This window comes from Variovorax sp. UC74_104, from assembly GCF_044055375.1.
GTDB lineage: Bacteria > Pseudomonadota > Gammaproteobacteria > Burkholderiales > Burkholderiaceae_C > Variovorax.
This window is the reverse complement of sequence record NZ_CP171978.1, coordinates 598,249-610,543: the sequence shown is the minus strand read 5'-3', so window position 1 is coordinate 610,543 and position 12,295 is coordinate 598,249. Positions and strand designations below refer to the sequence as shown.

Genomic DNA, 12,295 nt, shown 5'->3' with positions numbered 1-12,295 from the left:
CCCCCGCTTTCGCCGCTTTCACTCCTATCGCAGCTTCTCGTTTCTGCGTATCTCGCTGCTCAACTGCGACGTCAGCCGCGTCGCAGCCCTTCGCGCCGCCAGCCCGAAGTCGCCCTTGAACTCACCGAACTCGGCCGTGCCATTGCCCACGGCGCGCACGCGCGTGACTTCGGCGCCCGCCGCATCGGTCACCACGCACGAGACCTCGGCCGTGAACGAGGTCGGCGGCCAGCTGATCCATGAGGATGAGCTCGAGTCGGTCTTGATGCGCGGCGAGAACACCAGCGACACGCCCGCCGCCTCGTTGGCCTTCGCGTCGGCGGCGGTGCGCAGCACGACGACGTCGCGGTACACGGCGCGCAGCGCATCGCGGATCGACTTCTCCAGGTCGCGGTACGGGTAGTAGCTCACGCGGTCGCCGCTGCCGCCGGGGGTGACCACTTCGAGGTCGCGGTCGGCATCGGTCATCACGTAGGCGACTTTCTTCGGCACGAGGTACGCCTGCGAACGCGCCGGGGCCGTCTCGGTGATCATGGTGATCGGATGCACGCAGCCGCCGAGCAGCAGCAACGAAGCCGACAGCGCCATGGCCGCCGGAAGAGAAAAGAACCGCATCGAAACGCCTCCTCGCCTCTGGGGATCAGTGGCCGATGGCGGCCACGAACTGCGGATCGGCATACACCTGCCGCAGCAAGGCACGCACGAGGCGCGGATACGCGGCCTGCCCGGCAGGCACGGCGACGATGTTCGCGTAGCTCGAATCGAAGGCGGTCTCGGCGCGATAGGTCTTGCGCAGGCGCTGCGTGGTGTCGCGCGTGACGGTGATCTCGACTTCCATGCGGCCCGCGCCGTTGATCACGCCCAGGTCGATCTCGTTGGCCAGCACGCGCGCCGCGATGCGCGTGGGCGCCTTCGGGTCGTAGACGGAGATCTCGCTCAGGTCGCGCATCATCGCGTCCTGCAGGTACTGCGCGAAGCTGCCGCTGGGCGACAGCAGCCGGGCGCTGCGCAGGCGCACGGTGTTGACCTTGTCGTCCGCGTCGGTGGGCTGCGCCTTCGCAAGGGCCACCATGCCGGGGCGCGTGGCCTCGAGCTTGTCGAGGGTCTCGTAGTCGGCCGCGTAGGGCGGCGTCAGCAACGGCGCGCAGCCGGTGGCCAGAACGGCGGCTGCCAGCACGCCGGGCAAGAGCGGGCGGCGCAAATGCCGGCCCTGCTGCGAACTAAAGATCGCCATCCCTTCGGTCCCCTCTCTGCATCTTCACGAGGCCCGCGACGCATGCATGGTGCATCGGTGGCGCGTGCTCCCGGCGCGACGGTAGCACGCATCGCGCCGCGCGCGAATGCGTGATGCCGCGAAACCGGAAGGTGCGGAGAAGGGCGAACGGACGGCGGAGTGCCTCAGACCGGCTCGAGCACGTGGATCAGCTTGCCCGCGGTGAGCTCCTTCGTCTTCTCGCCGTGCGCCTTCATGTGCGGCGCGACCGCGTGCGCCTGCAGGTGCGCCAGCGTTTCCCACTTCTCGATCACGACGAAGGTGTCGGGGCCGAAGCTGGCCTTCGACGTGGGGATGCCCTGCGCATCGACCGTGGCGCCGTACTCGATGCAGCCTGCCTCGGCCAGCACGGCCGCGCGGTTCTCGGCGAAGGCCTCGAGCAACTTGGCGCGCTGGCCCGGCTTGGCGGTGATGACGGCGACGACGTGGATCATTGAAAAGTCTCCGATTGGATGAGTGATGAATGACAGCGGTCGAATCTAAGAGATTTGGCGCGACCGTACCGGTCAGGTCCGCGACAACGCCGCGGCCTTGTCCCTATCATCGCCCGCATGTTCTTCCCGCTCCCTCGCACGGCCACCGCGCCCTTCTGCCCTTCCGAAGTCAAGGGCAGCGTCGCCGTCCCGCAGGAACTGCCCTTCTTCAAGAAGCTGATGCGCTACGCGGGCCCTGGCCTGCTCGTCTCGGTCGGCTACATGGACCCGGGCAACTGGGCGACCGACATCGAGGCCGGCTCGCGCTTCGGCTACGGGCTGCTGTTCGTGGTGCTGCTCGCGAGCCTGGCGGCGATGCTGCTGCAGACGCTGTGCGTGCGGCTGGGCATCGTCGCGCGCAAGGACCTGGCGCGTGCCTGCCGCGAACACTACTCGCCGCGCGTCAACCGCCTGCTGTGGCTGGGCGCCGAGCTGGCCATCGTGGCCTGCGACCTCGCCGAGGTGCTGGGCAGCGCGCTCGCGCTGCACCTGCTGTTCGGCGTGTCGATCCCGGTGGGCATCGCCATCACCGCCTTCGACACGCTGCTGGTGCTGGGCCTGCAGGGCGCGGGCTTCCGCCGCGTGGAGGCCATCGTGCTGGGGCTCGTGGGCACCATCGCGGCCTGCTTCGTGGTCGAGCTGGCGATGGCGCCGCCCAACTGGTTCGGCGTGGCGATGGGTTTCGGCCCGAGCCTGGAGCGGCTGCACCAGCCAGGCGCGCTGTATCTCGCCATCGGCATCGTCGGCGCGACGGTGATGCCCCACAACCTGTACCTGCATTCGTCCATCGTGCAGACGCGCCTGATCGCCGACACCGAGCCCGCGCGGCGCGAGGCGGTGCGCTTCTGCACGCTCGACGCGGTGGTGTCGCTCTCGCTCGCGCTGCTGGTCAACGCGGCCATCATGGTGCTGGCGGCCAGCGCCTTCCACGCCACTGGCCACCGGGAGGTGACGGAGATCGACGACGCCTACCGGCTGCTGGAGCCCGTCGTCGGCAGTGCGGTCGCGGCCACGCTGTTCGGCATCGCGCTGCTTGCTTCGGGACAGAGTTCGACCTTCACCGGCACCATTGCGGGCCAGATCATCATGGAAGGCTTCCTCGACCTGAAGATTCCGTGCTGGCAGCGCAGGCTCATCACGCGCGCGCTGGCCCTGGGGCCGGCATGGCTGGGCGTGTGGTGGTTCGGCGATGGCGGCGTGGGCAAGATGCTGGTGCTCAGCCAGGTGGTGCTGAGCTTCCAGCTGCCCTTCGCGATGTGGCCGCTGATCCGCTTCACGAGCAGCCGCGCGCTGATGGGCGGCTTCGCCAACGGGCCGGTGGTGAAGTCGCTGGCGTGGCTGCTGTTCGGCGTGATCGGCGCGGCCAACGTGTGGCTGATCGCGTCGATCGTATTAGGCGGTGCCTAGAGGCCTCTTCAGCGCCTGCCCGCTTCCTTCCAAAGGTGCACCAGCGCCTCCGGCGCCTCGGCCTCGGGCACCTCGAAGCTCACGAAGATGTCCTGCTGCTCGCCCGCGCTGCGCACGAGCACCTCGACGCGGTAGAAGCGCTGGTCGCCGCCCGACACCGTCGCGCCGGGCGGCTGCTGCGCGCGCGGCACGGCGCTTTGCAGCGCATCGCCGATCCGCTGGCGCAACTCCTGCGTGCACTCGCCGAGCTGGAAGCTGCGCGGCTGCGCGAGGCCCGGCAGGTAGGCCAGGCCGCCCTCGCGCGTCACGCGCACGGTGGTCGCCTCGTTCAGCGGCGGCAGGCGGATCATGGCGCGATCACCCCCACGGCCTGCCAGGCGTCGGCCACCGCCTTGCGGACCGCGCTGCCGGCGCCGAAGCGCTGCGACGCCACATCGATGCTGAGCGTCGCGAAGGCCTCGAAGTCGGCGTCGTTGCGCAGGCGTCTGTCGCGCAAGGTGTCGTACCAGACGCGGCCTGCGCTCTCCCATGCCGGCCCGCCGATGGCGACGGCCGCCAGGTGGAAGGCGCGGTTCGGAATGCCCGAGTTGATGTGCACGCCGCCGTTGTCCTGCGAGGTGACGACGAAGTCCTTCATGTGCGCGGGCTGCGGGTCCTTGCCGATCACCGGGTCGTCGTAGGCGGTGCCCGGCTCGGCCATCGAGCGCAGGGCCTTGGCCTTCACGCTGGACATGAAGAGCCCGGCGCCGATGAGCCAGTCGGCCTGCTGCGCGGTCTGCTTCAGCACGTGCTGCTTCACCAGTACGCCGAACACGTCGCAGATCGATTCGTTGAGCGCGCCGGGCTGGCCCTGGTAGACGAGCGCGGCCTCGTGGTCGATCACGCCGTGCGTGAGCTCGTGGCCGATGATGTCCACCGCGATGGTGAAGCGGTTCATCACCTCGCCGTCGCCATCGCCGAACACCATCTGCGCGCCGTTCCAGAACGCGTTGTCGTAGTTCCTGCCGTAGTGCACGCTGCCGGTCAGCGGCATGCCCGCGCCATCGATGGAGTCGCGCTCGTACACCTCGCGGTACAGCCGCCAGGTCGCGCCCAGGTGCTCGTAGGCCTCGTCGGCCGCGATGTCGCCGGTGGCGGGCCTGCCTTCGGTGCGCACCAGCCTGCCGGGCAGTTCGGTCGTGTGGCCCGCGTCGTGGATGGCGCGCTCGGGCGAATTGGGCCGCGCAGGGCGCACCGGCGTGCCGGTGATGTTCGAGACCACCGCCGGCGGCACCAGGCCGCGCAGCGCGCGGTGCTCGCGGTCGATGGTCAGCGTGCTCACCGCGCGCTCGCTCAGCGGCGGGCTGGCGCTTTCGGCGAGCCGGCTCAGCAGGTAAGGCGGCACGAAGGCGGGCGGCAGGATTTGCGGGTTGCGCGATGGCATGGGCGGGGCCTTTCGTCGAAGGTCGATCGGTTCGAATCCACCGTAGCAGAAACGCGCGCCCGCGCCTGTCGGATCGACGCTCAAGCCCTGGGCGGCATGTCGTCTTTGCCCAGCGCGGCGGCCATGAAGTCGACGAAAGTTCGCACGCGCGCCGACAGCTGGTGGCGCTGCGGATACACCGCGTAGATGTCGGCGTCGGGCGTGCGGTAGCTCGCGAGCACCTGCACGAGGCGTCCGCTGCGCAGGTAGCGCGCGATGTCCCACTCGGCGCGCATCAGGATGCCGTGGCCGTCGAGCGCCCAGTTGACCGCGATCTCGCCGTCGTTGGTGCTGAGCATCCCGCGCGTCTTCACCGCCTCGGTGCGCTGCGCGGTGCCGCGCCCGCTGCTCAGACGCCAGATGCCGTAGGCTTCGTCGCCCTGGCGGATGCCGATGCAGCGGTGCCGCGTGAGGTCGTTGGGCACCTTGGGCTGCCCGGCGCGCGTGAGATATGCAGGCGAGGCGCACAGGAGGCGCCGGTTCGACGCGATGCGCCGCGCGATCACGCGGGCCTCGGGCGGCGCGCCGAAGCGGATGCAGACGTCGAAGGCGTCGTCGGTCAGCGGCGGCGGGTTCACCGAGAGCTGCAGCTGCACTTCCACCTGCGGATGCTTCTTCGCGAACTTCGAGATCAGCGGCGCCACATGGCTGCGCCCGAAGCCCAGCGTGGCGTTCACGCGCAGCAGCCCCTGGGGCTCGCCCTTCGCGCCGCCGAGGAGCTGCGCCATGTCGTCGATCTCGCCGAGGATGCGGCGCGCGTGCGCCACGTAGAGCTCGCCCTCGGGCGTGAGGCTCATGCGCCGCGTGGTGCGGTTCACCAGCGTGACGCCCAGGCGAGATTCCATCTGCGCGAGCCGCTTGCTCACCGCGGGCGTGCTGATGCCGAGCTCGCGCGCCCCCGCGCTCAGGCTGCCGCTGGCCGCGAGCGTGGAGAAAAAACCGAGGTCGGCGGGCTGTACCGGGGCTGCCATGGTTGATCCGATTGTTGAATTCAGGTTAACGATGGATTCACTTCCGGCGTGAATCGTTCGACGCGGCCGATCCTACAGTGGGAGCCCGACAGAGCACCTACACGCACACAAAGAAGGACATCGACGATGAGCAGCAGCTACAGCATCGCCACCATTCCCGGCGACGGCATCGGCAAGGAAGTGATCCCCGCAGGCCGACAGGTGATGGAGGCGCTGGCCCAGGCCTCCGGCGGCGCGCTGAACTTCAGCTTCGAAGACTTCGGCTGGGGCGGCGACTGGTATCGCGCGCACGGCGAGATGATGCCGGCCGACGGCCTCGACGCGCTGCGCGGCAAGGACGCGATTCTCTTCGGCTCCGCGGGCGATCCGCACATCCCGGACCACATCACGCTGTGGGGCCTGCGCCTGAAGATCTGCCAGGGCTTCGACCAGTACGCCAACGTGCGGCCCACGCGCATCCTGCCGGGCATCGACGCGCCGCTGAAGCGCTGCAGGGCGGAAGACCTGAACTGGGTGATCGTGCGCGAGAACTCCGAAGGCGAGTACGCCGGTGTCGGCGGGCGCGTGCACCAGGGCCATCCGATCGAGGCCGCCACCGACGTGAGCATGATGACCCGCGCCGGCGTGGAGCGCGTGATGCGCTTCGCCTTCAGGCTGGCGCGCTCGCGCCCTCGCAAGCTGCTCACCGTGGTCACCAAGAGCAACGCTCAGCGCCACGCGATGGTGATGTGGGACGAGATCGCGCTGCAGGTCTCGAAGGAGTTCCCCGACGTGCACTGGGACAAGGAGCTGGTGGACGCGATGACCGCGCGCATGGTCAACCGGCCCGCCACGCTCGACACCATCGTCGCCACCAACCTGCACGCCGACATCCTCAGCGACCTCGCGGCCGCGCTCGCGGGCAGCCTGGGCATCGCGCCCACCGGCAACATCGACCCCGAGCGGCGCTACCCGTCGATGTTCGAGCCCATCCACGGCTCGGCCTTCGACATCATGGGCAAGGGGCTCGCCAATCCGGTGGGCACCTTCTGGTCGGTGGTGATGCTGCTGGAGCACCTCGGCGAGACCGAGGCCGCGCGCCGCGTGATGGCTGCGGTGGAGCACGTCACGGCCAACCCCGCCCTGCACACGCGCGACCTGGGCGGCAACGCGACCACCGAAGAGGTGACGCGCGCGGTGTGCGCGCACATAGCGGCCGAGCCGCTGCGGCTGGCGGCCTGATCCGCCACCCGGGCGAACAAGCGATTCCACGGTATCCGCGCGCCTCGATGCGCGCACCACTACAACGAGCCGGAGACAAGACATGAACGCTTCATCGAACGCGCGCCGCACCGTGCTGCGGGCCGCAGTCATCGCAGTGGGGCTGGGCGCCACCGCCCTCGCCTTCGCGCAGCAGGCACAGGCCACTCCGGGCTGGCCCACGCGGCCGATCAGCCTCGTCGTGCCCTTCCCGGCCGGCGGCACCACCGACGTGCTGGCCCGCGCGCTGGCCGACAAGCTCTCGCAGTCGCTCGGCCAGCCGGTCGTGGTCGAGAGCAAGCCGGGCGCCGGCGCCACGCTCGGTGCCGACTACGTGGCGAAGGCCAGGCCCGACGGCTACACGCTGCTGATGGGCGCGGTGCACCACACCATCGCCACCAGCGTCTACAGGAAGCTGCCCTACGACTTCCAGAAGGACCTGGCGCCCATCACCGTGGTGGCCATGGTGCCGAACGTGCTGGTCATCAACGCCGCGAACACGCCCGCGAAGAACGTGGCCGAGCTGGTGGCGCTCGCCAAGGCCGCGCCCGAGAAGCTGGCCTACGGCTCCAATGGCAACGGCACGGCGCAGCACCTGATAGGCACGCAGTTCCAGGCCAGCACCGGCACGAAGCTGCTGCACGTGCCCTACAAGGGCAGCGGGCCGCTCACCACCGACCTGCTCGGCGGGCAGGTGGCGATGTCCTTCGACACCATCACGCCGGTGCTGCAGCACATCAAGGGCGGCAAGCTGCGCGCGCTGGCCGTGACCACGGCGCGGCGCTCGTCGGTGTTGCCGGACGTGCCGACGCTGGAGGAGGCGGGGCTCAAGGGCTTCGACATCGGCACCTGGTTCGGTGTGCTGGCGCCGGCGGCCACGCCGAAGGAGATCGTGGCGCGCCTGAACGCCGAGATGGTGAAGATCATCCATTCGCCCGAGTTCGCGCAGCGCATGCAGGCCATCGGCGCCGAGCCGCTGGGCGGCACGCAGGAAGAGATGGCGCGGCAGATCCGCGAGGAGACGGCGAAGTTCGCGAGGCTGGTGAAGGAAGGCGGCGTGGCGATCGAGTAAGCCGAGCAGGAAAGAAATACGTGCCCGGCGTGATGCCGGTTACGACCGCGCACACCTGCGGCCGGCGCGCGCCTTGCCGAGGCCATAGGATCGGGGCTTCCGAATTCACCGCCGCCGCGCCCATGTTCATCGTCACCCTCACCTACATCCGTCCGCTCGAGGAGGTCGACGCGCTGATGGATGCGCACATGGTCTGGCTCAAGAAGCACTACGAAAGCGGCCTTTTCGTGGCCTCGGGTCGGCAGGTGCCTCGCCAGGGCGGCGTGATCCTCGCGCGCTCGGGCGACCGCGAGGGCCTGGAGGCGGTGCTGGCGCGCGACCCCTTCGTGCAGGGCGGGGTGGCGCGCACCGAGGTCATCGAGTTCGTGCCGCGCATGACGGCACCGAGCGTCGAGATCCTCAAGACTTTCTAGGCGAGCTTTCCAGCCGCTTCCGCCGGCAGCTCCTCGCGCCCGCCCGGATGCCGGGCGAAGCGCGGCGCGTCGTGGCCGTGTACCGGCGCCGGGTCTTCCCAGGGCCAGCCGCCGAACTGCGTGCGGCGGTAGTCGGCCATGGTCTGGCTGATCTCGGCCTGTGTGTTCATCACGAACGGGCCGTACTGCGCCACCGGCTCGGCGATCGGTCGGCCCTGCAACACCAGGAACTCGCTGGTTTCCGCGTCGCCGTTGACGATTTCCACGGCTACGTCCGCGCGCAACTCGACGGCCGCCGGGCCCTGCACCTGCTCGCCGCCGACCCGCGCCGTCGCGCCCTTGAAGAAGTACAGCATGCGCCGCGTGCCCTCGCCGGCGGCGGCGGCGGCGGGCAGCGTCCATTGGGCGCCGGGCGTCATCTTCAGCGTCCAGATCGCCACGTCGGCATCGGCCTGCGCGGCCCAGGAATCGGGCGGGGGCGCCAGCGGCTGGATCGGGGCCCGGCCGCTGGATGGGTCGTCGCCGAGCCGGCCCGCGATCACGGCGACCTCGGTGCGGCCGCCCTTCGCGTCGTCGGAGACGAAGCGAGGAATGGCCTCCGACCAGAACATCGTGAAGTGCGGCTCGGCCATCTTGCTCTTCGCCGGCAGGTTGAGCCAGATCTGGAACAGCTCCAGCGGGTTGGCCGCGTCGGCGTCGAGCAGGGGGAACATCTCGGAATGCACGATGCCCTTGCCGGCCGTGAGCCACTGCACGTCGCCGCCGCCGAAGCGCGCGGTGGCGCCCAGCGAGTCGGAGTGGTCGACCAGGCCCTTGCGCACGATGGTCACGGTCTCGAAGCCGCGGTGCGGGTGCGAGGGAAAGCCCGGCACCGTCTCGCCGTGGTACATGCTCCAGCCGTCCTTGCGGCTGAAGTCCTGGCCGATCTGGCGGCCGGCCAGCGAGGCCTCGGGGCCCATGCGGCCGTTGGCCTTCGGGTAGGCGTCGTCGTGGTAGACGCAGAAGAGGAACGGGTCGATCGTCTGCCACGGGAAACCGAGCGGCTTGACCTGGACGACGGGGCTCCTGTTGTCGTTGTTGTTGTCGGACATGCGGATATTCCTTTCCATGGGGGGCGCGGCCGATGATGCCGTGCCGGTGGATGGAATATCGGGGCGGCGCCGCCTTCCGCCAGGGGCTTTCCGTGCAACAGTGAAGAGCGCGTATGGAACGATCGGCATCGTCCGGGTCCTGTGCGGCGGCGCTGCCTCAGGGGTTCTGGTGCGTCACGGCGGCGTTCGGGTCCATGTAGACCAGTTCCCACAGGTGGCCGTCGAGGTCCTGGAAGCCGTGGCCGTACATGAAGCCGTAGTCCTTCGGCTCGGTCGGGGTGGTGCCGCCGGCGGCCTTGGCCTTGGCCACCAGCTCGTCGACCTCGGCGCGGCTCTCGCACGAGAGGCACAGCAGCACCTCGGTGCTCTTGGCGGTGTCGGCGATGCTCTTGGTGGTGAAGGTCTTGAAGAACTCCTCGACCAGCAGCATGACGTGGATGCTGTCTTTCTGGACGACCATGCACGCGGCGTTGGCGTCGGTGAACTGCTCGTTGAAGGTGTAGCCCAGGGCGGCGAAGAACGCCTTGGTCTTGTCGAGGTTCTTGACGGGGAGATTCACGAAGATCTGCTTGGTGGCCATGGTGTCGTCCTGTCGATGAAAAGAGGTTTGTGGAGGTGCTGCCCGGCGTTTTGTGTACGCCGTCCACAAACGATAGCAAATCAAATGGACGGCGTCCACATAAATTTTCGAAGCTACCGATCCAGACGATGCGACCGCGATTGCAAGGGGCGAAACGGACCGGGCATCATGGCTGCCATCATGGAAATCGAGTTCAAGTTCTGCATCCCCGCCGGCCGCCTGAAGGCCGTCGAAGCCGCCCTCAGGCGCGGCACCGTCGAGCGCACCCGCCTGCAGGCCCGCTATTTCGACACCGCCGACCAGCGCCTGGCCGCCGACGGCGTGGTGCTGCGGCTGCGCAAGGAAGGGCCTCGCTGGGTGCAGACCGTGAAGGCCACCGGCGACAACGCCCTGCACCGCCTGGAGCACAACGTCGAACTCGGCACGGCAGGACCGGCGCCGCAGATGGATCCGCAGCGCCACCACGGCACGCCCGTGGGCGAGCGGCTCGCGAAGCTCCTCGCCGACGGCACGCCGCTGGTCGAGCGGCAATCGACCGACATCGTGCGGCTCACGCGTGACGTTCGCGTCGCCGGCCCGGGCGGCGCGGTGATCGAGATGGCGCTGGACGTCGGCAAGGTCGTCGCCCACGCCGGCACGCCCGAGCAGCGCGAATCGCCGGTGTGCGAGCTCGAGCTCGAACTCAAGCGCGGCGACGTGCAGGGCCTGGTCTCGCTTGCGCGGCGCTGGTCGCAGCAGCACGGGCTGTGGTTCAGCACCGTGTCGAAGGCGGAGCGCGGCGCGCGGCTGCTTGCGGCGCAGGAGACTGTGGAAGCAGTGAAGGCCGAGCCGCCGCGCTTCGCCGATCGGCATCCGGACGGCCTGGCCATCCGGCGGGCCGTGGTCGCGTCGTGCCTTGCGCAGATGCTGCCGAACGCGAGCGAGATCGCCGCGGGCAGCACCGACGAGGAGCAGATCCACCAGTTGCGCATCGGCATCCGCCGGCTGCGCACGGCCCTGCGCGAGCTCGCCGATCTCGACCCCGCCTCGGGCGTCGCCCAGGCCGCGGAATGGGAGCCCCCGCTCGTCGACGCCTTCCGCGCCCTCGGCGCACTGCGCGACCGCGAACAGGTGGTGAAGCTGGCGCAGCCGCGCCTGCGCGAAGCCGGCGCGCCCGACTTCGATCCGCTGGCCGCCGACGATGCCGCCGCAGCCGATGCGCCCTCGCCCGGCGACATCGTGCGCGCACCGGCCTTCCAGAACGTGCTCGTCTCGCTGATCGGCTTCACCGCGGCGAAACCGGCCGAATCCGAACCGGTTACGGAAGGCGATCCGCCATCAGCCCCGGCCAACGCCAACGAAGCCCGCCGCCTGCTTCGCAAGCGCCTGCAGCGCCTGCACAAGCAGGTGCTGCGCGACGGCGAGCGCTTCGAATCGCTGGACACCGAAACCCAGCACCGCGTGCGCAAGCGCCTCAAGCGCCTGCGCTACCTTGCCGAGTCCGTGGCGCCGCTGTTCGACGAAAAGCAGGAAGACGACGGCGCCGCGGGCCGCTACCTGAAGGCCCTGCACCCGGCGCAGGACGCATTGGGCGAATTCAACGACGAGGCCGTCGCGCTCGCGCTGTACCGCGAGGCCGCCGAGCGCGATGCGCGTGCATGGTTCGCCGTGGGATGGTTCACCGCGCGGCGCGAGGCCGGGGCGAAGGCCAGCCGCAAGGCGCTCGTGAAGATCGAGGATGCGGCGAGGTTCTGGAAGAAAAGCTAGTCAAGTTCGTGGGCCGACACGGCCCGTTCAGTGATGGTGCCCATGCGCCCCATGAACATGCCGGTGCTCGATCTCCACCGGCTGCGCCGCGCGCACGTCCGTCACCTGCAGGCTGAACTTCAGCGCCTTGCCGGCCCAGGGGTGGTTGCCGTCGAGCAGCACGACCGGGCCCTTGATCTTCATCACGGTGAAGACGTGCTCGCGGCCGTCGTCTAGCCTGCCCTGCAGTTGGCCGCCGACCTTCACGCCGGGCGGGAAGTCGGTCTTGGGGATGCTGCGCACCAGCGACTCGTCGCGCTCGCCGAAGGCGTCTGCGGGGGCGAGGTTCAGCACGGTCTGGTAGCCCTTTTCCTTGCCGTCGAGCGCTTCCTCGATCTTGGGCAGGGTGTTCTCGTATCCGCCATGCAGGTAGGCCATCGGCTCGGGGCTGGCCTCGATGAGCTTGCCCTGGGCGTCGGAGACCTTGTACTTGATGGTGACGACGGTGTCTTTTGCGATTTTCATGGGCTCGCATTCTCGGACGAAACCCGAAGGCGCAGGCGGCCGGGCCTTTCCCGAGGGCCTGGAG

At 69.4% G+C, this 12,295-nt stretch carries 14 protein-coding genes; 5 read left to right on the top strand and 9 right to left on the bottom strand.

Annotation, left to right across the window (positions count from 1 at the left end; genetic code table 11):
- Positions 1-24: 24 nt before the first annotated feature.
- The 3 genes from ACHMXA_RS03015 to ACHMXA_RS03005 all read right to left on the bottom strand — a co-directional run bounded on the left by ACHMXA_RS03015 (position 25) and on the right by ACHMXA_RS03005 (position 1,707).
- Positions 25-615 (bottom strand): hypothetical protein, encoded by a 591-nt coding sequence (locus ACHMXA_RS03015; RefSeq protein WP_395318354.1) that lies wholly within the window; start codon positions 613-615, stop codon positions 25-27.
- Positions 616-640: 25 nt separating this feature from the next.
- Positions 641-1,234: a hypothetical protein gene (locus ACHMXA_RS03010; RefSeq protein WP_395318352.1), complete on the bottom strand. Its 594-nt coding sequence runs from the start codon at positions 1,232-1,234 to the stop codon at positions 641-643.
- 164 nt (positions 1,235-1,398) lie between these two features.
- The gene (locus ACHMXA_RS03005) at positions 1,399-1,707 is read right to left on the bottom strand and encodes a putative quinol monooxygenase (protein WP_395318350.1); all 309 of its coding nucleotides are present in this window, start codon (positions 1,705-1,707) and stop codon (positions 1,399-1,401) included.
- Between the two features lie 117 nt (positions 1,708-1,824).
- Here ACHMXA_RS03005 and ACHMXA_RS03000 point away from each other — a divergent pair, with 117 nt between their 5' ends.
- Entirely contained in the window at positions 1,825-3,153 is a 1,329-nt protein-coding gene (locus ACHMXA_RS03000; protein ID WP_395318348.1) for an Nramp family divalent metal transporter, read from the top strand.
- Between the two features lie 8 nt (positions 3,154-3,161).
- On the opposite strand, the gene ACHMXA_RS02995 is transcribed toward ACHMXA_RS03000, so the two are convergent.
- From ACHMXA_RS02995 to ACHMXA_RS02985, 3 genes are all read right to left on the bottom strand, one after another.
- The gene (locus ACHMXA_RS02995) at positions 3,162-3,503 is read right to left on the bottom strand and encodes a protealysin inhibitor emfourin (RefSeq protein WP_395318346.1); all 342 of its coding nucleotides are present in this window, start codon (positions 3,501-3,503) and stop codon (positions 3,162-3,164) included.
- Complete coding sequence (locus tag ACHMXA_RS02990; RefSeq protein WP_176665336.1) at positions 3,500-4,576, bottom strand: M4 family metallopeptidase; 1,077 nt, start codon at positions 4,574-4,576, stop codon at positions 3,500-3,502. Before ACHMXA_RS02990 ends, ACHMXA_RS02995 begins: the two co-directional genes overlap by 4 nt.
- Positions 4,577-4,656: 80 nt before the next feature.
- Positions 4,657-5,586, bottom strand: a complete 930-nt coding sequence (locus ACHMXA_RS02985; protein ID WP_395318344.1) for a LysR family transcriptional regulator — start codon at positions 5,584-5,586, stop codon at positions 4,657-4,659.
- 126 nt (positions 5,587-5,712) lie between these two features.
- Here ACHMXA_RS02985 and ACHMXA_RS02980 point away from each other — a divergent pair, with 126 nt between their 5' ends.
- The 3 genes from ACHMXA_RS02980 (at position 5,713) to ACHMXA_RS02970 (ending at position 8,310) form a co-directional block, all read left to right on the top strand.
- Complete coding sequence (locus ACHMXA_RS02980; RefSeq protein ID WP_395318342.1) at positions 5,713-6,807, top strand: tartrate dehydrogenase; 1,095 nt, start codon at positions 5,713-5,715, stop codon at positions 6,805-6,807.
- An 82-nt stretch (positions 6,808-6,889) separates the two neighbouring features.
- Positions 6,890-7,897 carry a tripartite tricarboxylate transporter substrate binding protein gene (locus ACHMXA_RS02975; RefSeq protein ID WP_395318340.1) on the top strand — a complete coding sequence of 336 codons (1,008 nt, stop codon included), beginning with the start codon at positions 6,890-6,892 and terminating at the stop codon, positions 7,895-7,897.
- A gap of 122 nt (positions 7,898-8,019) precedes the next feature.
- Complete coding sequence (locus tag ACHMXA_RS02970) at positions 8,020-8,310, top strand: YciI family protein (RefSeq protein ID WP_093195879.1); 291 nt, start codon at positions 8,020-8,022, stop codon at positions 8,308-8,310.
- Here the strand turns inward: ACHMXA_RS02970 and ACHMXA_RS02965 are convergent.
- Together ACHMXA_RS02965 and ACHMXA_RS02960 are read right to left on the bottom strand one after the other, a co-directional pair.
- A complete protein-coding gene (locus tag ACHMXA_RS02965; protein ID WP_395318338.1) occupies positions 8,307-9,401 on the bottom strand; it encodes a pirin family protein in 1,095 nt (364 codons plus the stop codon). The two genes, ACHMXA_RS02970 and ACHMXA_RS02965, sit on opposite strands and share 4 nt — an antisense overlap.
- 157 nt (positions 9,402-9,558) lie before the next feature.
- The gene (locus ACHMXA_RS02960; protein WP_019653755.1) at positions 9,559-9,981 is read right to left on the bottom strand and encodes a VOC family protein; all 423 of its coding nucleotides are present in this window, start codon (positions 9,979-9,981) and stop codon (positions 9,559-9,561) included.
- 168 nt (positions 9,982-10,149) lie between these two features.
- On the opposite strand from ACHMXA_RS02960, the gene ACHMXA_RS02955 reads away from it, so the two are divergent.
- Entirely contained in the window at positions 10,150-11,727 is a 1,578-nt protein-coding gene (locus ACHMXA_RS02955) for a CHAD domain-containing protein (RefSeq protein ID WP_395318336.1), read from the top strand.
- Between the two features lie 27 nt (positions 11,728-11,754).
- On the opposite strand, the gene ACHMXA_RS02950 is transcribed toward ACHMXA_RS02955, so the two are convergent.
- The gene (locus ACHMXA_RS02950; protein WP_176665329.1) at positions 11,755-12,231 is read right to left on the bottom strand and encodes a peptidylprolyl isomerase; all 477 of its coding nucleotides are present in this window, start codon (positions 12,229-12,231) and stop codon (positions 11,755-11,757) included.
- Positions 12,232-12,295 lie beyond the last annotated feature (64 nt).